The following is a 26,268-nucleotide window of genomic DNA, read 5'->3' as shown; positions in this document are numbered from 1 at the left end:
CATAAGGGGAAAAACTAAGTGGCTGAGTTCATCTACACGATGAAGAACGTTCGCAGGGCCATCGGTGACAAGGTCATTCTCGACAACGTCACCATGGCCTTCTACCCCGGCGCAAAAATTGGTGTCGTCGGGCCCAACGGCGCCGGTAAGTCGTCGCTGCTCAAGATCATGGCCGGCATGGACCAGCCGAACAACGGCGAGGCCTTCCTCGACCCGGGCGCAACCGTGGGCATCCTGCTGCAGGAGCCGCCCCTGAATGAGGACAAGACGGTGCGCGAAAACGTCGAGGAGGGCCTCGGCGACATCTTCGAGAAGAAGCAGCGCTTCGAGGAAATCGCCGAGGAGATGGCCACCAACTACACCGACGAGTTGATGGAGGAAATGGGCAAGCTACAGGAAGCCCTCGACGCCGCCGACGCGTGGGAGGTCGACTCCAAGATTGAGCAGGCCATGGAGGCTCTGCGCTGCCCGCCGTCCGACGCGCCCGTGACCCACCTCTCCGGTGGCGAGCGCCGCCGCGTCGCCCTGGCCAAGCTGCTGCTCTCCGAGCCGGACCTGCTGCTTCTCGACGAGCCCACCAACCACCTCGACGCCGAGAGCGTGTTGTGGCTGGAGCGCCACCTGCAGGACTACAAGGGTGCCGTCTTGGCGATCACACACGACCGCTACTTCCTGGATAACGTCGCCGAGTGGATCTGCGAGGTCGACCGCGGCAAGCTCTACCCCTACGAGGGCAACTACTCCACCTACCTGGAGAAGAAGGCGGAGCGCCTCGAGGTCAGCGGCAAGAAGGACCAGAAGCTGCAGAAGCGCCTGAAGAACGAGCTGGACTGGGTGCGCTCCTCGCCGAAGGCCCGCCAGGCGAAGAACAAGGCTCGCCTGGAGCGCTACGAGGAGATGGCTGCCGAGGCCGAGCAGTATCGCAAGCTCGACTTCGAAGAAATCCAGATTCCGACCCCGCCGCGACTGGGCAACAAGGTCGTCGAGGTCACCAACCTGGAGAAGGGCTTCGATGGGCGCATCCTCATCGACGACCTGTCTTTTACCTTGCCGCGCAACGGCATCGTCGGCGTGATCGGCCCGAACGGCGTGGGCAAGACCACGCTGTTCAAGACCATCGTCGGGCTCGAGCAGCCGGACGCCGGCCAGGTCCAGGTGGGCGAGACGGTCCAGCTGTCCTACGTGGACCAGAACCGCGCTAACATCGACCCGGAAAAGACGGTGTGGGAGGTTGTCTCCGATGGCCTGGATTACATCCACGTCGGCCAAAACGAGATGCCCTCGCGCGCCTACCTGTCCGCATTCGGGTTCAAGGGCCCGGATCAGCAGAAGCCGTCGAAGGTGCTCTCGGGTGGTGAGCGCAACCGCCTCAACCTGGCGCTGACGCTGAAGCAGGGCGGCAACCTGATCCTGCTCGATGAGCCGACCAACGACCTCGACGTGGAAACCCTCAGCTCGCTGGAGAACGCGCTGCAGAAGTTCCCGGGCTGCGCAGTGGTCATCTCGCACGACCGCTGGTTCCTGGACCGTACCTGCACCCACATCCTCGCGTGGGAGGGCAACATCGAGGAAGGCAAGTGGTTCTGGTTCGAGGGCAACTTCGGCGACTATGAGAAGAACAAGGTCGAGCGCCTCGGTGAGGAGGCCGCGAAGCCTTCGCGCGTCACCCACCGCAGGCTGACCCGCTAAGAACCACCGGCTCTTCAAAAAAGAGCCGCGAGACGAGGAGGACGTATGACTGAGACCACTTCCACGACCAAGACCCACGAGTTCCGCCTGCCGGTTCGCTGGGGCGACTTCGACCGCTACGGCCACGTCAACAACGCCGTCTACATCGAGTACGCCCAGGAGGCGCGCCTGGCGTTTGCGACGGAGTTCTTCGGCACCTCGGGCTCGTTCCAGGTGTTCGTGCGCCACATTGAGGCCGACTTCACCCGCCCCGTCATGCCGGACACCACGGAGATCCTCGTGCGCACCGAGGTGATCAAGGTGGGTAACACCTCGTTTACCACGCGCCAGGACATCATCGACCGGCACGGCAACGTGTGCTGCTCCGTCACCAGCGTCCTCGTTGTGGTCGACGTGAAGACCGCAACCCCCCGCGCGATCACCGAGAAGGAGATGGGGATTCTGACCTCCGGCGCCGCCAAGGAAGGCGAGTGAGCGTCGAGTCGCTCACTGTCACCGACGGCCGCCCGGGCTTGATCTCGCTGGTCGGCCGGGCCGTGGGGCTCGACGCCTCAGCGACAGCGCGGTTTGCCCAGCGTGACGACGACCACGTCGACGTCTTCGTCACCACCCCGTTCGACTGCGTCGCCTCCCGGCGCATCGTCGGTGTGGCGTCCCGCGACGGCGCGGCCGTGGCCGCGAGCGACCTGCTCAACGCCCTGCAGGCGGAGGTGGCCCGCGTGGGCACAGCGCGCGACCCCAATTGGCCAGGAGCCCTGCCCCCGCGCGAAGGTTTCAGCGAGCGCGATGTCGTCCCCGTCACCGTTGTGCGCCACCTCGCGGACGAAGGCCGCGCGCTCGCGCGGCAGTTCTCCGGCCCGCTCGGCCCTCCCGCCTCACTGCTGAACCAGACCGTGCTCACCGCCGACGCCGACTCCGGGTCCCCGGTGGAAATCCCGATGCGCATGATATTCACGTGTACCGCTCTCGGGCTCATCCCCGGCTTCGCCGCACCCGTCGAGGTTCCCCGTCACCTGCGGATCTCCACGGCGGGGCGCTGGGTGCGTGTCGACGCCCCCTTCGGCACCGTCTACCACTCCGCCTCGCTGGGACTGTTCGTCTAGCCGAAGAGGTGGCGCAGGTGCGCGGAGCCAAACACCCAGTTCGGGTCCATCGCTTCGCGCAGGGCGCAGAACTCATCGAAGCGCGGGTAGATCTCGGAGAAGTCCGCCCGCCCCATCGTGTGCATCTTGCCCCAGTGCGGGCGCCCGCCGGCGGCGCGCAGGATCTCCTCGAAGCGCGGGAAATAGTTCGCCGGGTTCATCGCCTTGGGCACGTGGATCGCGATGTACATCGACTCCCGGCCCGTCGAGCTCGACAGGGCGACCTCGTCGGCGGCGGTGGAGCGCAGCTCGAAGGGGAAGGGGATCAGCCAGCCGCGGTCATCGATTTCTCGTTGCAGCTCGCGCACGATCCCGGGGCCGTCGGCAAGCGGCACGGCGAACTCCATCTCGTGGAAGCGCACGCGCCGCGGCGAGGCGAAAACCTCGTGGGCGCGCGAGCGGTAGGTGGTCGCGCCCATCGCGGCGACGGAGATCGCGTTGAGCCGCGGGATGGCCGCGGGCACGCGGCGGGTGAACGCCAGCGAGGCGGCGAACACGCCGTTGCCGATGACCTCCTCCTCAAAGGCGCGGGTCAGCCAGGTGCGCGGGCGGGGCTCACCGTCCGGTGCGGGGGCCGTTGGCTCGAGGCTGGTGTTGCTCTTGACCATCGCGCGGTCGGTGTGCGGGAACCAGAAGGCCTCGTAGTGGTCGACGGCGCGGGTGCGCTCCTCCCAGGTGTCGAGGACCTCGGTGAAGTCCTCGGCGCCCTCGACGGCGAGCAGGTCAAAGGAGTCCACGCACTGCATCTCCACCTCCACGATTATGCCGAGCGCGCCCAGCGACACCGTGACCAGGCGAAGCGCATCGGGGTCGTCGTCGAAGGCAAAGGAGTGGAGGTTGCCTGAGGCGTCGATAAGCGATAATGCGGTGACCGTGCCGGCGAAACCTGTGTAACCGATGCCGGTGCCGTGGGTCGAGGTGGAGATCGCGCCCGCGATCGATTGGGTGTCGATGTCTCCCTGGTTGGCCAGTGCGAGGCCGAAGGGGGCGAGGAGCTGCGGGACGTGGTGCAGGCGGGTGCCGGCGAGGAAGCGCACGCGCTTGCGGGCGCGGTCGACTTTCACGACGCCGGAGAGGTTGTCCAGGCTCATCATGTCCTGCTCGCCGGCGGCGACGGGGGTAAAGGAGTGGCCGCCGCCGACGGGCCGGATGCTGCGGCCCGCGGGCAGGCTGCTTACGATGGCCGCGACCTCATCGATCGTGGCGGGGTAGTGGACGCGATCGGGGTGCGTGGTCACCGACCCAGCCCAGTTTCGGAACTTCCCATTCTTTAGTGTTCGGCTCATCGCAGGGTCCATCCTTGTCTTCTGTAGGTGTCCCACTCGTGGTGGGTGCCATCCGCATCAACCGCGATCATGCGGTCGACGTGCTCTGTCATCTCGCCGGCCTTCGCGTGGCGGAACCAGACCGGATCGCCGATGCGCAGCTCGCGCGCCGCGCTGCCGTGCAGCGGGGTCTGCACCTCGCCCGCGCCCTCGGTAGCGGAGTAGCCCAGCCCCGGCGGGTAGACGGGCACGGGCACCCGGTCGGCGCCGGGCGGGCCGGAGGCGATCCAGCCGCCGGAATTGACGGTGGCCCAGCCCGGCGCGGGCAGGCGAGAGACCTGGCAGACGAAAAACGCCGCCGGGACGTGGTCGATGTCGGAGAAGTTGTCGAAAATAACCGGAGTGTAAAACCCGGAGCCGGCAGCGAGCTCCGTCAGCGAGTCGTCGACGGCACTGACATCGAGCGAGCCGGTGCCCCCGCCGTTGACGAACTCTAAGTCGGCGAGCTCGCGCACGGCGGCGACGCAGTCCGCGCGCCGCGGCACGAGCTGCGCCATCGAGGTGGTGCGGAGCAGGCGCTTGACCGCGCCGGCCGCACCCGATTCGGCGTCGGCGACGGAGGCGACCTGGCCTTCGTACCCCATCACGCCTACGAGTCTGAGGGCGGGCCGGTGCAGCACCTCGGCGGCGAGGTCGCGGGCCTGCTCGGGGGTGCGGATCGGGGAGCGGCGCGGGCCAAGCGCGAAGCCGGGGATGCCGGGGACGCGCAGGGTGCAGTCGATGTCCATGCACACGCGCACGGGCCCGGCGCCGGCGGCGGCAGCCACCGCGAGGTCGAGGTGGTCGACGGAGTCGACCATGATGGTGATCTCGCGGCGCAGCGCCTCATCGGCGGCGAGCTGCGCCAGCGCCGCGGTGTGCACGCTGGGGTAGGCGACGACAATGTCTGTGAAACCTTCGCGCACGAGGTTGATTGCCTCGGGCAGGGTGTAGGCGAGGATGCCGCGGTAGCCTTCGTGGTTCAGGGCTCGTCGTAACGCGGCGACGCTGCGCAGCGACTTCGAGGCGACGCGAATCGGCAGGCCGGCGGCGCGCTCGCGCATCCGCGCGGCGTTGTGGTCGAACGCGCGGGTGTCGACCACCGCGCAGGGGGCGGCTATCTCGCCGGAGCTGATCAGGCGCGGTAGAAGCTCGATGAGGTGAGAAGCGGGGCTCGTCGATGCGGTTGGCATACGCACATCGTAGAAAGCGCGGCGCCCGCCCACTAGAGGTTTGGCAAAAAAGTACGACTAGCGGTTAATCATCATGTACGCGACGCGCTGCATGTGGTTCCACAGCATCTCGCGGTGCTCGTCACTCAGCTCATCTGGGCCGAACTCGTTGAGGCTGCCTTCCATTAGCTCGAGCCAGCGCTCGGCCTCCGCCTGGCCGATGGGGAAGGGGAAGTGGCGCTTGCGCAGCATGGGGCGCCCGCGCCGCTCGTTGAATGTGTGCGGCCCGCCCCAGTACTGCACGAGGAACCAGCGCAGGCGGTCCTCGGCGCCGTCCCAGTCGTCGTCGGGGTACATCGGGCCGATGAGGTCGTCGCTTTTGACGCGGGTGTAGAAGCCATGGACGAGTCTGTGGAAGAAGTCCTCGCCCAAAAGCTCGTAGAGCGTTTTATCGCTGTGTAGACCCGGACGGGAAATGTCCATGGTTGGCTAACTCCTTGTCACCGTTGTCTGTTCTGCGGTTGTCCGGATGGTACTTGATCACGACGGGCTGCGTGCCTGGCAGCGTGATGCCGGCATCCTGGAGCGCCTGGAGGATGTCTTCGTACATGGACCGCGCGACGCTCCACTGGTCGCCTGGCATGGTGTTGACGGTGACGCGGTAGGTCATGTGGTCGGTGGCGAAGTTGCTCACACCAAGCAGCTCGGGTTCGGAGATCACGCTCGCGCGAATCGCGGAGGCGTTGGCGGCCTCGCGCGACGACTCTTCGATTACCTCTGCTGCGCGTTTCGGCTCGGCGGTGAGTGAGACGGGGATCTCGAGGCGGGCCACCGAGTAGGTGTCGGACTGGTTGCCGATCTGGTTGATGTCGCCGTTGCGGATGTACCACAACACGCCATCAATGTCGCGCAGCGTGGTCACGCGCAAGGTCATCTCTTCAACCGTGCCCTCAACACCGTTGACGCTTATCGTGTCGCCGACGCCGTACTGGTTTTCCAGCAGCATGAAGATGCCGGAGAGGAAGTCCTTGACCAGCGACTGGGCACCGAAACCGATCGCAACACCGAGGACACCGGCGGAGGCGATCAGCGGGGCGACATTCACGCCGATCTCGCTGAGAACCGCCAGCGCCGCCCACACCCAGATCACGATTGCCGCCGCTGAGCGGCCGACGTTGGACAGTGTGCGGATGCGTGCTTGTCGACGCTCTTCCTGCGCCCTGGCCTGCGGTGTGTCCTGTTCGGTAACGCTGCGGCGCAGGCCGAGCGTGCCGCCGGGGCGGTGGATACCGCGGTCAGCGGCGCGGGTGATCAGCCTGGCGACCACGAAGTGGACGACGAACGCGATGGCCAGAATGAGTGCAATCTTGAGCGGGCGCTCGATGAGGTTTTCGCGCGTGGTGGGGTCTTGCCACCAGTTGCTTACGGAGTCAACGGCCTCGGACACGGCGGGGTTTTCGGCGCCGCTGGCGAGGATGAAGGATGCGGAATTAGAAAATTTTTCGTAAACAGTCATGCGTTTTGCGATTGTACCTGCATATTAATCGCCGGAAATGGACAGCTTGGTCTAGAGGTGGGCTAGACTCGGTCAAGACTTTGCTTCGCCGAGGAAAGGACAATCCCAGTGCCCTCCGGTTTTTCTACCGATGCTATCCATGCGGGTTACGACCCCGACTCCCTGTACGGGCCGATCAACACCCCGATCTACGCCTCGACCACGTTCGCCCAGGACGACCTGGCGGTGACGCGCAATGGGTACGAGTACACGCGAGTGGGAAACCCGACGATCAGCGCGCTGGAGGACACGGTCGCGGCGCTCGAGGGCTCCGAGTTCGCCGTCGCGTTTGCTTCCGGCATGGCCGCGATTGACAGCGTGCTGCGCGTATTGCTCAAACCCGGCGACCACATCATCATCGGCAGCGACGCCTACGGCGGCACCTACCGCCTGATCCAGCAGGTGTTCACGCTGTGGGGCGTGTCCAACTCCGTGGTGAACATGACTGACGCCCAGGCGGTGGCGGCGGCGATCCAGGACAACACGAAGGCGATCTGGGTGGAAAGCCCCACCAACCCGCTGCTCGATATCGCCGATATCCGCGCGATTGCGCAGATCAAGGGTGACGCTGCTCTCGTGGTGGACAACACCTTCGCGTCGCCCTACCTGCAGAAGCCCTTCGAGCTCGGCGCGGACATCGTGGTCCACTCCACCACCAAGTACATCGGCGGGCACTCCGACGTGATCGGCGGCGTGGTTTGCGCCAACGGCGCCGAGATGGAGGAGCAGCTGCGCTTCTTCTTCGGCTGGGTCGGCGCTATCCCGTCTCCCTTTGACACCTACCTCACCGCCCGCGGCTTGAAGACTCTCGCGGTGCGCATGGACCGGCACTGCGACAACGCTGAGGCGGTGGCGGGCTTCCTCGAGGGCCACGACACGGTCGCGCGCGTGTGTTACCCGGGGCTTGAATCGCACCCCAACCACGACACCGCGGTGCGCCAGATGAAGCGCTTCGGCGGCATGGTATCGGTGATTTTCCATACCGAGCAGCAGGCCCATACGTTCTGCCGCTCCACCAAGCTGTTCTGCCTCGCGGAATCCCTCGGCGGGGTGGAGAGCCTGGTTGAGCACCCGGCGACGATGACGCACCTGGCTGTCGAAGGCTCGGCGCTAGCCGTCCCGCGCGAGCTCGTGCGCATCTCCGTCGGCATTGAAGACGAGGCGGATCTTCTCGCCGACATCGAGCAGGCGCTTGCGAACCTTTAAGCCACAAAGGCTTCGTACACACGTTTTATGCATTAGAATTTATGCGTATCGCGTGCTCTGAGTTGAGGGAGGTCTGATGGCGCGAAGGCCCATGTACATCATTATCGCGGAGGAACTCCGCCGCCGCATTGAAGCCCGGGAGCTTAACCCCGGCGACAAGCTGCCGTCGGAACGCGAGCTCGTCGAGGAGTTCGGCGTGGCGCGCATGACGGTGCGCCACTCGCTTGACTTGCTCCAAGCAGAGGGGATCATCGCGCGCCGCCGCGGTCGCACTGGAGGCACTTTCGCTCGGGCTTTACCGCCAATGATTGACCTGTGCGCAGACCGCGGCTTCATCGCCCAGCTCGAGCAAGCCGGGGTCGAGGTCCAGACCGAGACCCTGTTCGCCGGGGAAAAGGCCCCGCCGCGCGCCGCGGTGCGCGCCTTCGGCGAGGAAGATCTCGGCCCCATCCAGACCCGAGAATTTCTACACCTCACGAACGAAACCCCCGCCATCTTAGAGTCGGTGTGCGTTCGCCCAGGCTGCGAGGCGCACGTTAGCGACAGCAGCCTGCGCACCTCGGCGCCGCGCGGCGTCAGCTTCGAGGACGTGATCACCCCCTCCGTCGCATCCGAAAAGGAATGCGAGCAGCTCAAGCTCAGCCACAGCGCGCCGCTGCAGCGCATCGCCCGCCGCGTCCACGTCGACGGCGAGCTCGCGGCGTACGTCACCATCCTGCTGCGCCCCGACGCGGCGCTGCTGCGCGTCGCCTCGGCGCCAGCGTCGGCCTAGCTGCGGGTGGCCGCGGCGGCGTCCACGGCCTGCACGCGCAGAGCGCGCGCCGCGCGGTCGCGGCCCTCGGAGAGCACGCGGCGCAGCCCCGCGGTGAGGTCCTCGCGGGCCAGCAGTGCGTCGGCCTTGGCGACCGCGTCCTCGGAAATGTCCCACATCGGGTAGATGCCCTCCAACGTGCGCTGCGCCATCTCGTTCGAGAGGCGATCCCACAGCTCAGGCGCGATGCGGAAATACTTGTCGCTAAGTCCCTCCAGGCCCTCGTCGTTGAACGTCAAACCGTCGATGAGGTAGCGGATCTCCAGGTTGGAGCGATCGGAGCGGGTGATTTCCTCCCACGCCCAGCGCTTGTTAGCGACCGCCCGCGCGCGCAGCTTCGACACCGCGCCCTCGGACGAGGGATCGTTGACCGCCTCGGCGTCGTCGACGCTGCGGGTGCCGTGGGCGATGAGGGCTGTCAGCGCCAGCCAGCGCAGCTCCTTGTTGTCGGAGTTGTCGAGCAGTTGGGAGAGGTGCGTGGCGGAGGCGTCGTCAAGCGGGAGGCGAGCAAGGGCGCGGTCGAAGATCAGGGCCGGCTCGGTGCCGCGCAGGGCGTCGTTCAGCTGCGCGGTGGCCTCGTCGCGGTAGTCGGGCGCAACGTAGAGTGTGGCCGCGGTCACGGCCTGGCCCAGCAGGCGCTCCTGCACGGTCGGCTGGTCCTCCGTGGCAACGTGGGAGGCCACGAGCTTGATAAACTCACGCGCCGGCAGGCGCCCGTCGCGCGTCGCCTCCCACGCCGCCGACCAGCACAGCGTGCGCGCCATCGGATCCTCGATCGCGCCGAGGTGCTCGAGCACGAAGCTCATGTGCTCCTCGGTCAAGCCCATCAGGCAGTAGGTGAGGTCGCGGTCGTTGACCAGCGCCAGGTCGTGCTTCACGCCGGCAAACTCGGGGACCTCAGTGCGCTCGCCCTCGATGAAGATCTCGGTGTCGTGGGTGCGGGTGACGCGGCCGTCGATAAGCGAGTACAGGCCGACGCCAATGCGGTGGCTGCGCTGCACGTCGGATTCCTGCACCACCGTAAAGGAATCGTCGGTGATCTCCGGGTAGAGCCGCGACACGCCGGTGGTGCGCAGCCACTGCTGCGACCACTGAGACAGGTCGCGCCCGCTGGCCGCCTCGAGGGCACCGAGCAGGTCAGCGAAAGTCGCGTTGTCGAACGCGTGGTTGCGGAAGTGTTCGCGCACCCCGGCGAAGAACTCGTCGCGGCCGACGTAGGCCTGCAGCTGCTTGAGCACGGAGGCGCCCTTGGCGTAGGTGATGCCGTCGAAGTTCTGCTCGGCGGTCTCAATGTCAGGCGCGTCCGCGGCGATCGGGTGCGTGGACGGCAGCTGGTCCTGGGAGTACGCCCAGGCCTTCTCGATGGCGGCGAAGGTGACCCACGCGTTCGGGTACTCGCCGATCTCCGTCTGCGCAATCGCCGAGGCCCAGGTGGCGAACGACTCGTTGAGCCACAGGTCGTCCCACCACTGCATGGTCACCAGGTCGCCGAACCACATGTGCGCCATCTCGTGCAAGATCGTGTCGTTGCGGCGCTCGACCTTGTGCGGGGTCGGCTCGGAAGTGAAGATGTACTCGTCGCGGAAGGTCACCGCACCGGCGTTTTCCATCGCGCCCATGTTGTACTCGGGGCAGAAGATCTGGTCGTACTTGCCAAAGGGGTAGGGCACCGCGAAGTTCTCGTGGAAGTAGCTAAACCCGTCTTTTGTCTGGCGGAACAGGCGCTCGGCGTCGAGGTGCTCAATCAGGCTGGCGCGCGCGTAAAGGCCCAGCTCGATGTTCTTGTGCTCGTCGGAGAAGGTGTCGTGGACGGACTCGTACTCGCCGGCGCACACGGCCACCAGGTAGGTCGACAGCGGGTAGGTGATCTCGCACGACCAGGTGTTGCCACTGCGGGTGGCCTTTTCGTTGAGCACCACGACGTAGCGCTCGGGCGCGGTCACCGAAATGGCGTATGTGGCCTTGATGTCGGGCTGGTCAAAGCACGCGAACACCTTCATCGCGTAGGCCGGCTCGAACTGGGTGTAGAGGTAGTCCTTGCCGTCGGCCGGGTCGGTGAACTTGTGCAGGCCCTCGCCCGTGCGGCTGTAGGCGGAGGTGGCGGTGACCACCAGCTCGTGGGAGCCGGCCTCAAGGACCATGTCTCGCCCGTTAAGCTCCGCGCCGTCGAGGCTGGCGGAAAACGAGTCGGCGACGAGATCAAAGAACGTCTCACCCTGCGTGGAGGTAAATCTCACCGTGGTGGTGGAGGTGAAGATGTCCTCGCCCGTGATGTCGAGGTGGATGTCGTAGTGCACGTCCGCGATGAGCGCGGCGCGGGCCTGGGCGTCGATACGCGAAAGATTGGTCTTCATAGAGATCCACGCTACCCATATCTGTAGTTTCGCTACGCTGGGGGCCATGACTGAGCACGTAACTTTCTGGTTCGACACAACCTGCCCGTTCTGCTGGCAAACCTCCCGCTGGATTAAGGAGGTGGAAAAGGTCCGCGACATCGAGGTCGAGTGGGTCCCCATGTCGCTCGCCGTGCTTAACGACGGCCGCGACCTCCCCGAGGACTACCTCGCCGCGATGGAGGCAGCCTGGGGTCCGGCGCGCGTCTTCGCCAAGGTGAAGCAGGAGCACCCGGAGAAGATCGACGAGCTCTACACCGCAATGGGCACGAAGATCCACACCGAAGGCCAGGGCGGCAAGCAGGGCGACGGCGCCTACAACGACATTATCGCCGCGGCTCTGGACGAGGTCGGCGTGCCCGGCACCTGCGCCGAGGTGGCTGATACCACCGACGCCGACGACCTGCTGCGCGGCTACCACGCCTCGGCGATGGACGCCGTCGGCGACGACGTGGGCACCCCGGTGCTCAAGCTCGGCGACACTGCTTTCTTCGGCCCCGTGATCACCCGCGTGCCCACGGGCGAGGAGGCAGGCAAGCTTTTCGATGCCTCCGTCACGCTCTCGGCGTTCCCGTACTTCTTCGAGCTCAAGCGCTCCCGCACCGAAAGCCCGCAGGTCTAAGCCCGTGCCGCAACGGGCATCCGATGCGCTGGGACGCCCAGCGCATCGCCGGGGTTTCCGGGCAGCGCTTCGTGATCACCGGGGCCAACAGCGGTCTCGGTTTTGTCACGGCCCGCGAGCTCGCCCGCGCGGGTGCGGACGTCACCCTCGCGGTTCGTAACGAGGACAAGGGCCGCGAGGCCGCCGCCCGTATTAGTGGCTCCGTTGACGTCGAGCACCTCGACTTGGCGGATCTCTCCTCCGTGCGCCGCTTTGCTGAATCCACGGCCGAGCGCGGGCCTATCTACGTCCTGATCAACAATGCCGGCATCATGTACGTGCCGTTCGCCACCACGGCCGACGGCTTTGAGCTTAAGATTGGCACCAACCACCTCGGCCATTTCGCGCTGACCAACCTTCTGCTGCCCTCGATTACCGGCAAGGTGGTCACGCTCTCATCCATGGCTCACCGCCAGGCAGACTTGGACGTCGAGGCTGGCGAACCTACTGTTTACCTCGGAGCTCAACCGCAAGCTGGACGACGCCGGCTCCCGCGTGGTCGCCGTCGCCGCCCACCCCGGCTACAGCGACACCAACCTGCAGGGCCACTCGGAGAAGCGGCTCATGGACGCCGTGATGCGGTTTGCCAACCGCACGGTCGCTCAGTCCGCCGAGATGGGCGCGCTGCAAACGCGCTGTATGCCGCGGTGGAGGACATTCCCGGCGACAGCTTCGTCGGCTCGGACGGGTTCTCGCAGATGAGGGGGTACCCGACGCTCGTGAGCAGGTCGCAGGCCGCCTAGGATGAAGCGACCGCCCGCCGCCTGTGGGGGGTCTCCGAAGAGCTCACCGGAGTGCGCTTCGCGCTGGGTGAGCCGGGGGCCTAAGGTAGGTGCCATGCGTATTTATCTTGGAGCAGACCACGCCGGTTTCGAGCGCAAGAACCAGATCAAGGAGCACCTCGAGGCCGCGGGCCACGAGGTAATCGACTGCGGCGCGCACGTCTACGACGCCGCCGACGACTATCCCGCGTTCTGCATCGCCGCCGCCGAGCGCACGGTCGCGGACCCGGGTTCGCTGGGCATCGTGCTCGGCGGCTCCGGCAACGGCGAGCAGATCGCCGCGAACAAGGTCAAGGGCGCGCGCTGCGCCCTGGCGTGGTCCACGGAGACCGCGCGCCTGGCTCGCGAGCACAACAACGCCCAGCTCATCGGCATCGGCGGGCGCATGCACACCGAGGAGGAGGCGCTCGCGATTGTCGACGCCTTCATCGGCCAGGAGTGGTCGAACGAGGAGCGACACCAGCGCCGCATTGACATCCTCGCCGAGTACGAGGACACCGGCGTCGCCCCGGCCCTGCCGCAGGAGTAGGCCCTACCAGCCCGCGAAGATCCGCTCGAGGCGCTGCGGGCCCTCAACCGGGCTCAGCCCCAGCCACGCCCCGGAGGTTCGAGTGCGCGGAGAGGTGAGGCTCAGCGCCCGGGCGGAGGCGACCTCGGTGCCGTCGGGCAGGACGAAGAACCTGTCCGTCGCGCGGCGGTAAAACGCCTCCGCGTCCGCCAGCGCCCACGGGGAGGCGAGCGTGACGCGCAGCCGCTCGCCCGCGGGGCGGCCCGTGTGCACCCGGGGATCCGCGCGGAACAGCGCGGGGCGCGCCGGGGCGTAGACGCGGGCGTCGACACGCAGCCAGGAGGAAATCACCACCTCAAGCGCGCCGGGGTCGGCAAAATCGGGGACCACCACCGCCACGTCCGCGGTGCCGAAGACGACACCCGCCGGCCGGGCGATGGGGTGGGTGATGCGCCCGGCGAGGGCGAGTGTCTCCGCGTTTTTCACCCGCACCTCCTCATCTTCGTCGCAGTGCCGGGCGCCGAAATCGGCCTCGGGGTGGTGCGCGAGCGCGCCTGGCTCGTGCACGAACTCGGCGCCAGCGTTCCAGGCGCGCCAGCCGAACTCCCAGTCCTCGCCGCCGTAGCCGACAAATCCCGCGTCAAACCCGCCGATGTGGTGGAAGAAGTTCGCCGAGCAGGTCAGCACGGCCGAGATGATGTAGCGCCAGCTCGTGGAATCGGCCCGCGCCAGGTCGTCGGTATCAGCCCAGGCCTGGGTCAGCCAGCCCGGTTCGGCGAGATCTGGGCCGGTCAGCCGCGTGCCCACGACCACTGCCCGGCGGTTGCGCTGCACGTGGGCCACCGCTGCGGTGAGGTAACCGGGCTGGGGAATGGTGTCGCCGTCGAGAAACGCGTAGACCTCGCCGGTTGCCACGGACGCGCCCAGGTTGCGCGCGGCGGCGGCGCGGAAGCCCAGGTCGTCCTGGCGCAAGGTGATGACGTCGGTCAGGGCGTCGACAAGCGAGGGCTCCTGCTCGGGCGGGGTTGGCGAGCCGTCGTCGGCGACGATGATCTCCACCCGCGCCGGGTAGTCCTGCGCGCGAAGAGCTGCGAGCACGGCGCGCAGGCCAGCTGGGTTGTCGTAGTAGGGGATGATGACGCTTACGTCAGGCCACATGCCGCCCACTGCCTTTCCCATACCAAGGCGACGTCGCCCCAGTCGTAGCTCGGTGGATCCATCACGCGCGGGGTGAACCGCTCCACCGCCTCGCGCCACGCGCCGTCGCGCACCAAAGTGATGCGCCCGGGCAGCCAGGCGTCGATCTCGCGCGTGTAGGGTGAGTCGCTGGCCAGCACGTTGCGGCCCGCGCCCAGCCAGGTCATGAGAGACCCGGAGGCGGAGAAGTGCCGGTGCGCGCACACGGGCACCGCAACCCGGCCCATCTCGGCGGCGAGCTCGTCCGCGCTGAGCCAGCCCGTGATCTCCACGTGGGGATAGGCCGTGCGCAAGCCACGCGCCCACTGCTCGTGGCCCTGCGACACCGCCCCGAGGAAGCGCAGGTGGTAATCGGTGCCCGCGAGGGCGGCGATGAGGTCCTCGTGGCCCTTGCCGGGGTAGAGGAAACCGAGGATGCCCACGGTGTTCGGGACGGGGTCGAAGTGGGAGGCAACCTGCGGGATGGGCAGGCGGATCACCGCGGGGGCATGCTCGAAAAACTGCGCCTCGTGCTGGGAGTTGACCACGCTGACCGTGGCGGCGTCGCGCAGGCGCCGGTACGCCTCGGCGCGGCGGGAGAAACGCTCCGCGCCCTCCTCGGGCTGCGGGATGTCGTGGAAGGACACCGACAGGGCGCGCTCGCCCACGCGGCCCAGCAGCGCCTCGACCGCCGCGAGCGGCTGGGTGCCGAAGAGGTGGTCGGTGAAGGTGACGTGGATGGGGGCGTCGGGAAGAGGGGCGCAGTCAAACGTGTTCTCGCGGATGATGTCTCGCTCGTCGACGCCGAGCGCGGCGGCGAGCTGCAGCGCGTAGGCGGTAACGCCGTGACCATCCGGTCCGACGATGAGGTGCTTCATGCTAGCCCCAGGTTGCTGATCCGCTGCGCGTGGCGCGTCATCCCGTGGGCGACGAGCGCCGGGCGGGCGCGGTAGAACTCCAGCTGCTGCGCTGCGATCTCTGAATCGTCGATGACCTCGCCGCCGCGCCGGGTCCACTGCGCGCGGCCGGTGACGCTCACGCCCAGGGCTGTGGCCGCCTCGGGTGCGACGGGCGCGTCGAGCTCGCCGAGCATTTCGTAGTCGGGGGCGTTAATACCGCCGCTGATGCCGAGTGCGGCGAGGATGCGCTCGGCGAGGGAGACGAGCGTGGCGTTGCTCGGGTGGTTGACGGTGTGCCACACCGGGGTCGTCTCCAAATAGTCCGAGATCACCACCGAGCCGTGGCGCTGCTCGCGCGAGCGGATCTCCGCAATCGACATCGCGGCCGCGCGGCGCAGCGCCGGCGGCGGGGGAGAGGCGTCCACGGGGCTGTCCAGCCCGCGCGCGGCGGCGGCGAGGATGCGCAGGTCGTGATAAGGCACCACCGGCGGGTTCAGCGAGGGGTGGTCGGGGTCGCGGATAATCGCCTGGTAGGGCATGAGGGCGTCGAAACGCAGCACGGGCACCACCACGTGGCGAGCGCGCGCGGGAAGCTGGCGGACAAGCTCGGACGTGCCGACGGGGAGGCCGCGGTAGTTGTCCCGGATCGGCTGGGTGACAAGGACGTCGGTACGCGCGATGAGATCGCCGAACCACCCCATGTCGTTGGCTTCGAGCTCGTGCACGGGTGCGATGCGCTCGGAGTCGAACTTTCCGCAGCTCATGAGCAGCTTGCGGGTCGATTCCGCTTGGCAGTTTCCGACGACGGTGAGGGTGGGCATGGCCCCTAAGATACCAACCGCGGGGCGGGTGAAATTTTTAGCTGGACGCATCCGATCGTTTAGATGCACGGTTGTTTATATTGATGGAGTGAGCAAGCACGTACGCACCGTGCGGGTTTTGTCCATTCCCGCCCAACATCCCTACACGCAGGCAATTCGCCCTGCCGGTGTTGAGTACTTGCCTGATCCGGACATCGACGGCAACTGGTGGCCGCACCCGGCGCTCGAGGCCGAGTTTTGGCGCACCCCGCCCGCCGCGGACCTGGTGCACATCCACTTCGGCTTTGAGCACCGCTCGCCCGAGCAGATTGAGCAGTTGGTTGAGACGCTGCCCATCCCGCTCGTCGTCACGGCCCACGACATCGACAACCCGCACCTTGCGGACCAAACCGAGCACCACCAGCGGCTGCGCACCCTCGTCGGTGCGGCGAGCGCGGTGATCACGCTCACCGAGTGCGCGGCGCGCACGCTTGACGACGCCTTCCGCGCGCGCAACGTCACCGTCGCGCCCCACCCCGCCATTGTGGCCGAGCCACCCACAGTGCGCCGTGAACCTGTTGTTGGCGTGTTTCTCAAGTCCCTGCGCTCCAACGTCGTGCGCGACCCGCAGTTTTACCTGGATCTGAGCCGCGACGTTGCGCTGCGCGTGTTTGTCCACGACGAGCCCGCCACCGCGCAGCTGCGCGCGGAGCTGGCGGGCAAGGTCGATCTGGTGGTGCACGGGCCTTTCGATGACGCGGCGCTGCACCGCGAGGTAGCGGCGTTGACCGCCTGCGTGCTGCCGTACACCCGCGGCACGCATTCCGGCTGGTTGGAGATGTGCCGCGATGTCGGCACGGGCGTGGTCGTGCCCGATACGGGCTGCTACGCCGACCAGGTGGACCGCGCCGAGGCGGTGGAGGTCTACCGCAGCGCGGACGGGGCCAGCGCGGCTCAGGCAGCCACCCGCCTCCTCGCCCGTGGCACTGTGCCGTATTTGGGCGATAGGGTGGATCAATTGCGCCGGGTGCGCGCCACGCACGCCGAGATATACCGAAGCGTTCTGGATAGTTTTAACACCACGAAAAGTGCAGGAGAGGAGGTGCAGCGCCGATGACGATCGTGATGCCGAGTGAAGCGACGGTGAGCCGCGCGCCGGGGTTGAAGATCGCGTTCGTCGCGCCCGCGCGATACCCCATCCGCGAGCCCTACGCGGGTGGGCTCGAGGCATTTTGCCACACGATGGTCAAGGCGCTGCGCATGGAGGGCCACGAGGTCCATTTCTTCGCCGCGCGCGGCTCCGACGGCAACTGCCCCGAGTTCGAGCTGCCCGGCGTGGACTGGGGCGCGAGCCCGGAGCTGGCGACGGATACGGGCTACCCCGCGGGTGAGCGTGAGCGGGAGGACCGCGCGTTCATCGGGCTGCGCAAGCTGCTGGTGCGGCGCGGTTACGACGTGGTGCACAACAACTCGCTGAGCCCGTGGATGTTCCCCTCGCCCGCTTCGCCCGAGGCCCTGCCCATGGTGACCACGCTGCACACCCCGGTGCTCGACGAGCTGCAGGATGTGATCGACCGCGCGGGCGCCGACGCGGGTGAGTTCGCGGCCGTGAGCCACGCGACGGCGGGCAACTGGCGCACGCCCTCGCCGATTACCGTGATCCCGAACGGGGTCAACGTCTCCGAGTGGACGCCGGGACCCGGCGGGGCAGCGGCGGTCTGGTTCGGCCGCCTGGTGCCGGAAAAGGGCCCGCATTTAGCTATCGACGCCTGCCGGTTGCTGGGCCTGCCCCTGCTGCTCGCGGGGCGCAAGGGCGACCACCGCTACTTCCAGGAGGAGATCGCGCCGCGGCTCAACGGCGAATCCATCCGTTGGCTGGGTGAGCTCTCCCACGCGGGGCTGCGCGCGCTGGTGGGAAGCTGCGCGGTCACCGTGGTCACCCCACGCTGGGAGGAGCCGTTCGGCCTGGTCGCTTTCGAGTCGATGGCGTGCGGCACGCCCGTCGCCGCGTTCGCCCGCGGTGGGCTCGGTGAGCTGCTTGCCAAGGCGCCCGCGGCACTGGCGCAGCCGGACGACGTGGTGTCACTGGCCAAGGCGATCCACTCGGCGCTGCACATCAAGCGGCCCACGGTGCGCGAATGGGTGGTGGACAACCACTCCCTGATCCAAACGGCGCGCCGCTACACGGATCTCTACCGGGAGGTGATGGTGAAGTGATCGGGATCTACGCCCACCACCACGGCTCCGGTCACCTGCAGCGCTGCAGGGAGATCCAGAAACAGTTGGCGCTGCTCGGCGAACGCGCGGTGATCCTGTCCACCGCCGACAGCGCCGACGTCGTGCTTGCCGACGACGCAATGGACAACCGCAAGCGCCCCCACGGCCGTGCGATGACGGCCGGAGGGACGCTGCACTACGCGCCGTACGGCAACCGCGACCTGCAAAGCCGCATGGCGCAGATCGCGCAGTGGATCGCGGACAACAACCCCAAGGCCTTCTACGTGGACGTCTCCGTCGAGGTCGGGGCGCTCGTGCGGCTTCTGGGCGTTCCCGTGATCACCCTGGCCATGCCCGGGCTTCGCGACGACGCCCCGCACCAGATCGCCTATACCCAAGCCGACGCGATCATCGCGGCGTGGCCGTCGTGGGTGGAGCTGCCGGATCATTTACACGCCCACGCAAGTCGCGTGCACGCCGTCGGCGGGATCTCGCGGCTGCACATGCGCGAGCAAGTGCACCGCGACTCCACCCACGTGGTGGTCATGGCGGGCAAGGGCGGCGCGACGTGGGAGCCTAGTGATTGGGCGGGCGTGGAGGCGGCGTGCGAGGGATACCGCTTCACCTATCTGGAGGGCGACAACCGCGTCGACGACCCCACGGAGATCCTCAGCGCCGCCGGCGTCGTGGTCAGCGCCGGGGGCCAGAACTCGATTGCGGACCTCGCGGTGACGCACACTCCGGCGATTTTGCTGCCCCAACCGCGACCGTTTATCGAGCAGAAGCTCAACGCCCGCCAGGTCCAGCGCGCCGGGCTAGCCCTCGTCGCCGAAACCTTCCCCGCCCCCGATACGTGGCCGGAGCTGCTGCGCCGCGCCGCCGCGCTTAAGCCCGACTGGTCGCGCTGGGAGACCGAGGGCGCGGCGCGCCGGGCGGCAGAGGTGATCGCGCGGGTGGCCGGGCAAGCGTCGCAACGCATCGCGATTGTCTCGCTTGCCGACGCCAACCGCGCCGCGCACCTGACCCACCAGGTCAACCTCACCCCCGAGGGCACCGAGCACATTACCGTCGCGCTCGCCGACGCGCACGCGTTGCGCAAGGCGGTGCCGAAGTCAACGGTGGTTGCCGGGCAGCGCAACCTCGCCGCCGCGCGCAACTTGGCCGCCCGCACCGCGATCGAGCGCGGCGCGGAGATCCTGATCTTCCTTGACGCGGACTGCGTCGCCTCCGGGGATCTGGTGGGCGGCTACGTCGAGGCGCTTGCCACCCACCCGGGCGCGGTGGTGGCTGGCCCGGTGACGTATATGGCGCCCGGCGAGCTGCGCACCATCAACCCCGACCCGCACCCGGCGAGGCCGAACCCCGCGCCGGGGGAGGTGGTCAAGGCCAGCGACTACAACCTGTTTTGGTCGCTGTCGTTCGCTCTGCGCGCCGAGACGTGGCAGCGCATCGAGGAAACGTTCGGCGGGTTCGACCCGGGCTTCTCCGGCTACGGCGGGGAGGACACGGATTTCGCCCGCAACTTAGAGCGCAGCGGCATCGAGCTGTACTGGGGCGGCGGCGCCCACGCCTACCACCAGCACCACCCGGTGTCCTCGCCGCCGTGGGAGCACCTCGACGACATCCTGGCCAACGCCGCTTACTTCCACTCCAAGTGGGGCGAGTTCCCGATGCAGGGCTGGCTGGATCAGTTCGCGGCCGAAGGTGCCATCGAGCTTGTCGACGGCACCTGGCAGCGCACCGCTACCCCCTAGCGCTGCGAGACGGTTCCCGTCAGCCGGGCAGCCGGCGCGACCACCAGCGGGCGCGCGGCGAACCACGCCGCCGCGATAACGACCAACGCCCCGAGGAAGACCAGGGTGCCGGTCCAGTCGGTGGCGTAGGTGGCCGGGTCGACGTCGCCACGCGCGGCGAACATCGCGTTCAGGTTGCGGCGCATGCCGGTCAGGAACACAAGCCCCACGTGGGTGATGATGAACACCACGAAGAAAATCATGGTGGGGAAGTGGATCGAGCGCGCTGCCTTCATCGACACCAGCGACCAGCCCTTCGGCCACCACGGGCTCATCCGCGCACCGGAGATGATCGCCAGCGGCGCGGCAATGAACACGACCGCGAAGTAGGTCAGCTCCTGCAGCGCGTTGTAGTACACCCATCCGTTGTCCTCCGGCCAGTTCAGGGTGAGGTACTGCAGGCCCGCCGAAACCGCGTTGGGGAACGTGTCCCAGCTCGTCGGCACGATGCGCGCCCATTGGCCGGTGGCGAAGAGCAGCACGTAGAACACCGCGCCGAGCGCCACCCAGGCGATGTCGAGGGTGAGGTGCAGCCATAGCGTGAGCGAGATCTTCGCCCGCGGGTTGTTCTTCGGCGCCCAGTAGGCGGCGGGCTTGCGCTCGTTGCGCACGGATAGGCCCGTTTTGATGATCAGCACCATCAGCAGCATGTTGAAGAAGTGCGCCCAGTTCAGCCAGGCGGGCAGGCCCACGGGGGTGCCCACGGGCAGCGGCTGGCGGCCGTCGTAACGCTGAATAAACTGCGCGCCGGCGTCGGTGCCCAAGATGTAGCGCGCGAGCAACACGGCGAGCGCAAACGCGAAGCCGAGCGCGATGGCCGGGGTAAGCCAGCGCGTCCAGCTGCGCGAGGCAACGGGCTTTTCCGCGCCGACCGGTTCGGTCGCGCGGGCTACTGGTTTGGGCTCCGGTGCCGGGGCCACCGGTTCCGATTCCGGTGCCGGCTCTCTTTCGCGCAGCGCCGCCGGTGGCAGCGCAATGTAGGTTTCGCTGACCGGCGGGTACGCCTCGCCGCCCGGCACGCGCGGCAGGCCGCGGCGCACAGGGACCGCGCTGAGTCCCTCGGCGGGCTCGTCGTGTGCGGGTTGTGCCGCGGCGGGCGCGGGGCTTTCGGGCACGTCGAGGTCAATGACCGCCCCGGCGGGGGGCCAGGGCTCGCCACCGACGACCCGGGGGAGGCCACGGCGCAGTGGTGTCTGCATCGGTTCCTACTTCCTGGAGTCGAGCTCGGAGATGATCTGGGGCACGATGTCGAAGATGTCGCCGACGATGCCGAAGTCCGCGATCTCGAAAATCGGGGCGTCGGGATCGTTGTTGATGGCCACGATCGTGTCGGAGGTCTGCATGCCCACGAGGTGCTGGATCGCGCCTGAGATGCCGATGCCGATGTAGAGCTTCGGTGACACCAGCACGCCGGTCTGGCCGATCTGCGCCTCGTACGGCACCTGGCCCTCGTCAACGGCGGAGCGGGTGGCGCCGACGGCGGCGCCGAGGGCATCGGCAAGCCCGCCGACGAGCTCCTCGAATGACTCCTCGGAGCCGAGTGAGACTCCGCCGGCGACGACCTTGTCGGCGGTGACGAGGTCGGGCCGCGGGCTCGTGCGCTCGATGGGGGTCACCTTGACCACCGTGGCGCCGCGCACCTCCCCGGCCGCTACCTCAAGCGTCTCCACCTCAGGTGTCGCAGGCTCCGCCCGCTTCTCGACGGCCCCAGGTCGCAACGTCACCACCGGCGCCGAATGCGTCGCCGCGCCCACGGCGGTGTAGGCCCCACCAAAGTTGGAGTGATCGGCCACAACGCCCTCGGCGTCGCGGCGCAGGCCGACGACGTCGGTGAGCAGCGCCTTGCGGCTGCGCGCCGCGAAGCGGGCGGCGGTCTCGCGCCCGCGCACGGTGTGGCTAAACACCACGGCACCCGGGTAGAGCAGGTCGAACGCGGCCACGGTGGCGTCGACAAGCGAGGCCGACGGCGCGATGAGCACGCGGCTCGCGCCCAGGGCCGCCAGCTCCTCGGCGTGGTCCGCGGTGACGGTCAGCGCCACCGGGGTACCGATCTCGCTGGCAGCGCCGATGAGCTCCGCGGCTGCGAGGTCGAGGGAACCGTCGTGAGTGGGGTTGATAACGACGAGAATGTCCGTCATGCGCGTGCCTCTCGGGTGGTGAGATTTTTCGATTCGAGGAAGTCGACCAGCTTGGCCGCCGCCTCGGAATTGCCGTTGATGATCTCGCCGCGCTCGCGGGCGGGGCGCTGCGCGATGTCGACCACGATGGCGCGGGGGTGCGTCCAGTCTTCCGGGTCGACGCCGAGCTCGTCGAGAGTCACCGCGTTGATCTCCTTCTTCTTCGCGGCCATCAGGCCCTTGAAGTTGGGGAAGCGCGCGTCCGGGAACTCATCCGACACCGCGGCGACGGCGGGCAGCTCGCAGGTCAGCTCGACCACGGCGCCGTCGCTGGCCTGGGTGGCGGTGACCGTGGTGCCTTCGACCGTCAGGTCTGTCAGATTGGTCAGGGCAGGCACGGCGAGCAGCTCGCCGACCATCGCCGCGATGACGCCGCTGGCGCCATCGGACGAGGTGGCGCCGGTAACGACGAGGTCGTAGCCGTTCTTCTTCACCAGAGCCGCGAGCACCTCTGCCGTGAGCGTCAGGTCCGCGCCGATCAGCTTCTCGTCGGAAACGAGGTAGGCCTCGGCGGCGCCCATCGCGATCCCCTTACGGATCGACCCGACGGAGCTCTCCGGGCCGACGCTGAGGATGTCGACGGTGCTGTCGCCAGCCGCCTCCGCGATACGCAGGGCGGCCTCGACGGCGCGCTCACCGACCTCGTCGGCGACAACATCCCCCGTGCGGTCCGTCAGGCCCGTCTCGAGGTTCATGGTGCGGTCGCTGTAGGTGTCGGGAACTTCTTTCAGCAATACGGCGATGCGCATCGCGACTCCTTACCAGCTAGATGGTCAAAGCAATGCTGCCGGAGAGTCTAGTGCGTCGCCCACGCTACGCCCCCATCGGGCAGTGCTGCCTTCACCGTAGCGCTTGGGGGTGTGGCCCCGGCGGGGACTAGAAGTCGAAACCGCCGAAGTCGAAGCCGCCGTCGCCGCCAAAGAAACCGCCGTCGCCACCAAAATCCCCACCGAAATCGCCACCGGCGTCGCCTGCGTCCGCTCCGACGTCGCCCGCGTCACCCATGTTGCCGCCGACGTCCGCACCGGCGTCACCGGCCTCGAACTCCGCAGGCGACGGGGTGCCGGCCATGCCGGCGAACATCGCCGAGTAGAACATCATCGAGCTCGCGGCCCACATACCGGTCATCATCGCCGGAGCCCACCACGCACTCGAGTACCAACCAGCCGGCACCGGGCGGCCCGCCACGGACCCGCCGGGGTAGTAGTGCGGTGTCTGCTCGGAGGCGTTGGGGGAGGCGATGACCTCGGTACCGTCTTCCTGCGTCACGGTGCGCTGCTCGGTCACGCGGCCGGCGCGGCGCTGGCCCTCGAGCTCCGGCAGCGGCGGGCCAGGGGGCATGCCCATGATCTCGCGGGCGGCGTTGACGTAGTGCAGGCCCTCGAGGGCGGATTCGCGAGCGAGGTGCGCCTGCTTGACGGTGCGGGCATCGGCAAGCGCGGCGGAAGCGGCGGTGAAACGCTCGGAGGCATCCGCCATGGCCTGGGAGGAGGCGGTGTCGCTGCCGGGCAGGTTGAGCACCTGGGAGCCGAGGCGGTCGGTCCAGCGCTTGGCGTCGGCGAGGGCGTCGTCAAGCTGCTCTTGCTCAAGTTGCTTGCGCGATCCACCACCCACGCGAGTGCTGATTAGGTAGACGGCGCCGCCGACGACGGCGAGCAGGAGTAGCAGTTCCACGAGTTAGCCTCTCTTTAGAATGTAGCTTCCACCCATGTAAAACGACCGCGGCGCGAGATTAGTTCCCCTTTTGGTGGCAGCGGTGCCGTGCGTTAAACTATGACCCGCGTTACCGCAAGGGAATGTCGTATAGTGGCTAATACCTCAGCCTTCCAAGCTGAAGACGCGGGTTCGATTCCCGTCATTCCCTCCACTTTCACAACAGCACCACGGGCCGGGCCCGCGTGATACTGCTACTGCACCGTCACCTGCGCTGTTCCCTCAAAGGGAGTCAAGTTTCCAGTCAGGCTGCGCGACGACCCGAAGTACCTGATCACGTACTCGCCCGGACCCGCCGCGGCAGTGTGCCACGTAATCGTCGTGTTCACCTGGCCGAAGTTGCTGGCCCATTCAATAACGGTGTCTTCGTGCGAATCGTCAGCAACCCGTCGACCGTCTGCCGTTTCGACGAAGAAGAAGCCACGCTCATGGCGCAGGTCGGAGTTTGGATTGGCGCCGACGAACGTGACGGAGACCGTTGACCCAGCCGCAACCGGGCCCGTGGGGCCGGAGATGACGTCACCGAACGTCGTGCCGAGTGGCGCGAGATCAACCAAGGGGTTACCCGTCGGGGAGTGAGGAATCAGTCCCATGAGGTCCTTCTCTGGGGCTCCGGGATCGACGGGGATGCCGTGGGCCATCGCGGACGACAAATGGTCGAATGTCTGGACGACCGCGGGCAGCCCGTGCCGCCCGAAGAGCGTCGCGCCACCCTCGTAGTTCTGGGTTTCGTACTCCTCGGGAGTAGTCAAGTAGTGGGAGTAGCCGTTGACGTAGCCTTGCGCGATCACCGCGTCGAAGGGCACGTCGAGGGCTTCCGCCACAGCCCGGCGGATGCGCAGACCGGCGGTCACCGTCGGTTCGAAGGGCAACGACGCGATGACGACGCCGCCGATGCGGTGGACAAGGAAAAGGTCGGTCTGCTGCACGAGCCCGTCGATGTAGCCCACGGGCAGGAGCATCTCTTTCGGCGCATGAACTTCAGCTACCGAGGGTGGCACGACAACCTTGTTCACTTGTTGCACCCACGGGGTGCCGCCGCGCTCACCCTCGTTGAACCCGAGCAGGGGTTCGCCACCGCCGTCTTCCTGCGAGGATGCGGCAAACGCCGCCCCCAAGATGGCGGGCCCGGTTTTTCCTGGGCGGCCGTCGGTGGTCCACCTTCCGTCGACCGAAACGTTGCGCATGTTCACCCAGCGGTGCCGCGAATCAATCCCACCCCCTGCAAGCTCGATCGGACGACCACTAACCCCATCGAGCTGGCGCAGCCCCAGAATCCTCGCCGACGCGTACTCGTCCTCGCCCCCCGGCCCGCTGTGCGGGTGCAGCCCGTGGTTGGGCGTGACGTCGCCTGGGGTGGAGGTTGCGAAGGCGGCGACGAACGGCGCGCTGGCCGGGTCGCAGTGATCGACGCCCGCGCGGTGCTCTGCGAGCCAGGCGGCGTAGCCCTTGTTATCGCCCGAAATGAGGGTGTGCTCCGGGCCGAACGTGGTGGGGTGAATTCCGTACCAGTTGATGAAACCAACCGACCGGCCGTCGCGAAGCACGTGCAACGTCGCCGACTCCCGGTCGACGCCGTCCGGGTTCACGGCCTTGTCTTCCTCGGGGTTGCGGTCGAATGCGGCCTTGGACCTGTTCACTCCCGCATCGTGAACCTGGCCTCGCGTTAGCGAGACGGTGCTTGGCTGGACGTCCGCGTCGGCGCGCTCGACGGCCGAAACGATGCCGGCGACGTAGGCCTCGAACGTGACCGGCCGGAACCCGAACGTGGTGATGTCCACCAAAAGGTGCCCCGAGCTGCCTCCGGGCGCGACGTGAGTGTGTGTCGCCGCGATGAGCACGTTGCCGTCGTGGTAGCGGTTCCCGAATCGCGCCTGCAAGCGGCGGATTACTTCCAGATGAATTGCCTGGAACATCAGCCCCATATCGACGGTCACGTGGGCCACGCGGCCCCCGTTTCCGTCGTCGAAGACGAACGCGCGGGCGAACTGGCGCTGGTGGAGACCAGACGAGATCTGCTTCGGCACCGCATAGCCGTTCATCCCGGCGCCGAGGGGTTCGCCGGTGATGTCCGCCATGCCCCGGCCCACGTTCATGGCGACCCCGGCGGCGCCCGTCCCATCTGCCGCGTTGGGCGCGGAAGCGTTGGCGGCGGGGTGGGCAGGGCCCGACGTCACAGCGGCGAACGCGACGGTTGCTGCCGCTGAACCAAGGAAGGTGCGGCGACTCACCGTTCGCGCTACGGGTTTCTCGGTGCTCATGGTGACAAT

The 26,268-nt window shown here is 67.6% G+C and carries 23 protein-coding genes, 1 tRNA gene and 1 pseudogene; 12 read left to right on the top strand and 13 right to left on the bottom strand.

Annotated features, from left to right (window positions below; all coding sequences use genetic code 11):
• The first annotated feature begins 18 nt into the window (after positions 1 to 18).
• From ettA to RIU96_RS11300, 3 genes are read left to right on the top strand one after another with little or no spacing between them, the layout of a single operon-like run.
• Positions 19 to 1,689, top strand: coding sequence for an energy-dependent translational throttle protein EttA (gene ettA / locus RIU96_RS11310; protein ID WP_144317918.1), 1,671 nt, complete (start codon positions 19 to 21; stop codon positions 1,687 to 1,689).
• Between the two features lie 45 nt (positions 1,690 to 1,734).
• The gene (locus tag RIU96_RS11305; protein WP_144317919.1) at positions 1,735 to 2,163 is read left to right on the top strand and encodes an acyl-CoA thioesterase; all 429 of its coding nucleotides are present in this window, start codon (positions 1,735 to 1,737) and stop codon (positions 2,161 to 2,163) included.
• A complete protein-coding gene (locus tag RIU96_RS11300) occupies positions 2,160 to 2,792 on the top strand; it encodes a DUF8185 domain-containing protein (protein WP_136652862.1) in 633 nt (210 codons plus the stop codon). Before RIU96_RS11305 ends, RIU96_RS11300 begins: the two co-directional genes overlap by 4 nt.
• Here the strand turns inward: RIU96_RS11300 and RIU96_RS11295 are convergent.
• From RIU96_RS11295 to RIU96_RS11280, 4 genes are read right to left on the bottom strand one after another with little or no spacing between them, the layout of a single operon-like run.
• Positions 2,789 to 4,117 carry an FAD-linked oxidoreductase, L-gulonolactone oxidase family gene (locus RIU96_RS11295; protein ID WP_246062634.1) on the bottom strand — a complete coding sequence of 443 codons (1,329 nt, stop codon included), beginning with the start codon at positions 4,115 to 4,117 and terminating at the stop codon, positions 2,789 to 2,791. The genes RIU96_RS11300 and RIU96_RS11295 overlap by 4 nt on opposite strands.
• Positions 4,114 to 5,328, bottom strand: a complete 1,215-nt coding sequence (locus RIU96_RS11290; RefSeq protein ID WP_144317921.1) for an alanine racemase — start codon at positions 5,326 to 5,328, stop codon at positions 4,114 to 4,116. Before RIU96_RS11290 ends, RIU96_RS11295 begins: the two co-directional genes overlap by 4 nt.
• Positions 5,329 to 5,385: 57 nt before the next feature.
• Complete coding sequence (locus RIU96_RS11285) at positions 5,386 to 5,790, bottom strand: globin (RefSeq protein WP_311204997.1); 405 nt, start codon at positions 5,788 to 5,790, stop codon at positions 5,386 to 5,388.
• Positions 5,756 to 6,823 (bottom strand): mechanosensitive ion channel family protein, encoded by a 1,068-nt coding sequence (locus tag RIU96_RS11280; protein ID WP_136652858.1) that lies wholly within the window; start codon positions 6,821 to 6,823, stop codon positions 5,756 to 5,758. The genes RIU96_RS11285 and RIU96_RS11280 overlap by 35 nt, the downstream gene beginning before the upstream one ends.
• 108 nt (positions 6,824 to 6,931) lie before the next feature.
• On the opposite strand from RIU96_RS11280, the gene RIU96_RS11275 reads away from it, so the two are divergent.
• Complete coding sequence (locus RIU96_RS11275) at positions 6,932 to 8,068, top strand: cystathionine gamma-synthase (protein ID WP_144779275.1); 1,137 nt, start codon at positions 6,932 to 6,934, stop codon at positions 8,066 to 8,068.
• A 76-nt stretch (positions 8,069 to 8,144) separates the two neighbouring features.
• Entirely contained in the window at positions 8,145 to 8,840 is a 696-nt protein-coding gene (locus RIU96_RS11270) for a GntR family transcriptional regulator (RefSeq protein WP_136652856.1), read from the top strand.
• On the opposite strand, the gene pepN is transcribed toward RIU96_RS11270, so the two are convergent.
• The gene (gene pepN, locus RIU96_RS11265) at positions 8,837 to 11,233 is read right to left on the bottom strand and encodes an aminopeptidase N (protein WP_144317924.1); all 2,397 of its coding nucleotides are present in this window, start codon (positions 11,231 to 11,233) and stop codon (positions 8,837 to 8,839) included. The two genes, RIU96_RS11270 and pepN, sit on opposite strands and share 4 nt — an antisense overlap.
• A 46-nt stretch (positions 11,234 to 11,279) precedes the next feature.
• On the opposite strand from pepN, the gene RIU96_RS11260 reads away from it, so the two are divergent.
• From RIU96_RS11260 to RIU96_RS11250, 3 genes and pseudogenes are all read left to right on the top strand, one after another.
• Positions 11,280 to 11,894 (top strand): DsbA family protein, encoded by a 615-nt coding sequence (locus RIU96_RS11260; protein ID WP_144317925.1) that lies wholly within the window; start codon positions 11,280 to 11,282, stop codon positions 11,892 to 11,894.
• A 23-nt stretch (positions 11,895 to 11,917) separates the two neighbouring features.
• A pseudogene (locus RIU96_RS11255) lies at positions 11,918 to 12,760 on the top strand (oxidoreductase).
• Positions 12,761 to 12,770: 10 nt separating this feature from the next.
• On the top strand, positions 12,771 to 13,244 hold the full coding sequence (locus RIU96_RS11250; RefSeq protein WP_144689964.1) for a ribose-5-phosphate isomerase: 474 nt from the start codon (positions 12,771 to 12,773) through the stop codon (positions 13,242 to 13,244).
• Positions 13,245 to 13,247: 3 nt separating this feature from the next.
• Here the strand turns inward: RIU96_RS11250 and RIU96_RS11245 are convergent, their stop codons facing one another.
• The 3 genes from RIU96_RS11245 to RIU96_RS11235 are packed head-to-tail and all read right to left on the bottom strand — an operon-like array spanning position 13,248 to position 16,119.
• On the bottom strand, positions 13,248 to 14,381 hold the full coding sequence (locus RIU96_RS11245; protein WP_144317927.1) for a glycosyltransferase family 2 protein: 1,134 nt from the start codon (positions 14,379 to 14,381) through the stop codon (positions 13,248 to 13,250).
• Positions 14,366 to 15,277 (bottom strand): glycosyltransferase family protein, encoded by a 912-nt coding sequence (locus RIU96_RS11240; protein WP_144317928.1) that lies wholly within the window; start codon positions 15,275 to 15,277, stop codon positions 14,366 to 14,368. The genes RIU96_RS11245 and RIU96_RS11240 overlap by 16 nt, the downstream gene beginning before the upstream one ends.
• A complete protein-coding gene (locus RIU96_RS11235; RefSeq protein WP_144317929.1) occupies positions 15,274 to 16,119 on the bottom strand; it encodes a WcbI family polysaccharide biosynthesis putative acetyltransferase in 846 nt (281 codons plus the stop codon). Before RIU96_RS11235 ends, RIU96_RS11240 begins: the two co-directional genes overlap by 4 nt.
• Before the next feature lie 88 nt (positions 16,120 to 16,207).
• Between RIU96_RS11235 and RIU96_RS11230 the strand changes: the two genes are divergently transcribed.
• Genes RIU96_RS11230 through RIU96_RS11220 form a run of 3 tightly spaced genes read left to right on the top strand, consistent with a single transcriptional unit; the run spans position 16,208 to position 20,069 of the window.
• A complete protein-coding gene (locus tag RIU96_RS11230; protein WP_311204996.1) occupies positions 16,208 to 17,215 on the top strand; it encodes a glycosyltransferase family protein in 1,008 nt (335 codons plus the stop codon).
• Complete coding sequence (locus tag RIU96_RS11225) at positions 17,212 to 18,315, top strand: glycosyltransferase (RefSeq protein WP_311204995.1); 1,104 nt, start codon at positions 17,212 to 17,214, stop codon at positions 18,313 to 18,315. The genes RIU96_RS11230 and RIU96_RS11225 overlap by 4 nt, the downstream gene beginning before the upstream one ends.
• On the top strand, positions 18,312 to 20,069 hold the full coding sequence (locus RIU96_RS11220) for a glycosyltransferase (protein ID WP_144317932.1): 1,758 nt from the start codon (positions 18,312 to 18,314) through the stop codon (positions 20,067 to 20,069). The genes RIU96_RS11225 and RIU96_RS11220 overlap by 4 nt, the downstream gene beginning before the upstream one ends.
• On the opposite strand, the gene RIU96_RS11215 is transcribed toward RIU96_RS11220, so the two are convergent.
• The 4 genes from RIU96_RS11215 to RIU96_RS11200 all read right to left on the bottom strand — a co-directional run bounded on the left by RIU96_RS11215 (position 20,066) and on the right by RIU96_RS11200 (position 23,959).
• Positions 20,066 to 21,307: a cytochrome b/b6 domain-containing protein gene (locus RIU96_RS11215; protein WP_144689967.1), complete on the bottom strand. Its 1,242-nt coding sequence runs from the start codon at positions 21,305 to 21,307 to the stop codon at positions 20,066 to 20,068. The two genes, RIU96_RS11220 and RIU96_RS11215, sit on opposite strands and share 4 nt — an antisense overlap.
• A 6-nt stretch (positions 21,308 to 21,313) precedes the next feature.
• Entirely contained in the window at positions 21,314 to 22,246 is a 933-nt protein-coding gene (locus RIU96_RS11210) for an electron transfer flavoprotein subunit alpha/FixB family protein (protein ID WP_144689970.1), read from the bottom strand.
• On the bottom strand, positions 22,243 to 23,034 hold the full coding sequence (locus RIU96_RS11205) for an electron transfer flavoprotein subunit beta/FixA family protein (RefSeq protein ID WP_144689973.1): 792 nt from the start codon (positions 23,032 to 23,034) through the stop codon (positions 22,243 to 22,245). Before RIU96_RS11205 ends, RIU96_RS11210 begins: the two co-directional genes overlap by 4 nt.
• Positions 23,035 to 23,161: 127 nt before the next feature.
• Entirely contained in the window at positions 23,162 to 23,959 is a 798-nt protein-coding gene (locus RIU96_RS11200) for a DUF1542 domain-containing protein (protein WP_144689975.1), read from the bottom strand.
• A gap of 118 nt (positions 23,960 to 24,077) precedes the next feature.
• Here RIU96_RS11200 and RIU96_RS11195 point away from each other — a divergent pair.
• Positions 24,078 to 24,152 (top strand) — tRNA-Gly (locus tag RIU96_RS11195).
• Between the two features lie 40 nt (positions 24,153 to 24,192).
• Here RIU96_RS11195 and RIU96_RS11190 read toward each other — a convergent pair.
• Entirely contained in the window at positions 24,193 to 26,259 is a 2,067-nt protein-coding gene (locus RIU96_RS11190; protein WP_144741052.1) for a neutral/alkaline non-lysosomal ceramidase N-terminal domain-containing protein, read from the bottom strand.
• Positions 26,260 to 26,268 lie beyond the last annotated feature (9 nt).

Source organism: Corynebacterium sp. Z-1 (assembly GCF_031844665.1).
GTDB lineage: Bacteria > Actinomycetota > Actinomycetes > Mycobacteriales > Mycobacteriaceae > Corynebacterium > Corynebacterium sanguinis.
Note: the sequence above shows the minus strand (reverse complement) of the source record. Positions and strands in the feature narration are given on the sequence as shown.

Excerpts from the sequence above, each read along its gene's own strand:
- RIU96_RS11205 (WP_144689973.1), bottom strand. The coding sequence starts at position 23,034 with ATGCGCATCGCCGTATTGCTGAAAGAAGTTCCCGACACCTACAGCGAC.
- RIU96_RS11225 (WP_311204995.1), top strand. The coding sequence starts at position 17,212 with ATGACGATCGTGATGCCGAGTGAAGCGACGGTGAGCCGCGCGCCGGGG.
- RIU96_RS11245 (WP_144317927.1), bottom strand. The coding sequence starts at position 14,381 with ATGTGGCCTGACGTAAGCGTCATCATCCCCTACTACGACAACCCAGCT.
- RIU96_RS11280 (WP_136652858.1), bottom strand. The coding sequence starts at position 6,823 with ATGACTGTTTACGAAAAATTTTCTAATTCCGCATCCTTCATCCTCGCC.
- RIU96_RS11295 (WP_246062634.1), bottom strand. The coding sequence starts at position 4,117 with ATGAGCCGAACACTAAAGAATGGGAAGTTCCGAAACTGGGCTGGGTCG.
- RIU96_RS11260 (WP_144317925.1), top strand. The coding sequence starts at position 11,280 with ATGACTGAGCACGTAACTTTCTGGTTCGACACAACCTGCCCGTTCTGC.
- RIU96_RS11210 (WP_144689970.1), bottom strand. The coding sequence starts at position 22,246 with ATGACGGACATTCTCGTCGTTATCAACCCCACTCACGACGGTTCCCTC.
- RIU96_RS11285 (WP_311204997.1), bottom strand. The coding sequence starts at position 5,790 with ATGGACATTTCCCGTCCGGGTCTACACAGCGATAAAACGCTCTACGAG.
- RIU96_RS11235 (WP_144317929.1), bottom strand. The coding sequence starts at position 16,119 with ATGCCCACCCTCACCGTCGTCGGAAACTGCCAAGCGGAATCGACCCGC.
- RIU96_RS11290 (WP_144317921.1), bottom strand. The coding sequence starts at position 5,328 with ATGCCAACCGCATCGACGAGCCCCGCTTCTCACCTCATCGAGCTTCTA.
- RIU96_RS11305 (WP_144317919.1), top strand. The coding sequence starts at position 1,735 with ATGACTGAGACCACTTCCACGACCAAGACCCACGAGTTCCGCCTGCCG.
- pepN (WP_144317924.1), bottom strand. The coding sequence starts at position 11,233 with ATGAAGACCAATCTTTCGCGTATCGACGCCCAGGCCCGCGCCGCGCTC.
- RIU96_RS11190 (WP_144741052.1), bottom strand. The coding sequence starts at position 26,259 with ATGAGCACCGAGAAACCCGTAGCGCGAACGGTGAGTCGCCGCACCTTC.
- RIU96_RS11270 (WP_136652856.1), top strand. The coding sequence starts at position 8,145 with ATGGCGCGAAGGCCCATGTACATCATTATCGCGGAGGAACTCCGCCGC.
- RIU96_RS11240 (WP_144317928.1), bottom strand. The coding sequence starts at position 15,277 with ATGAAGCACCTCATCGTCGGACCGGATGGTCACGGCGTTACCGCCTAC.
- RIU96_RS11250 (WP_144689964.1), top strand. The coding sequence starts at position 12,771 with ATGCGTATTTATCTTGGAGCAGACCACGCCGGTTTCGAGCGCAAGAAC.
- RIU96_RS11215 (WP_144689967.1), bottom strand. The coding sequence starts at position 21,307 with ATGCAGACACCACTGCGCCGTGGCCTCCCCCGGGTCGTCGGTGGCGAG.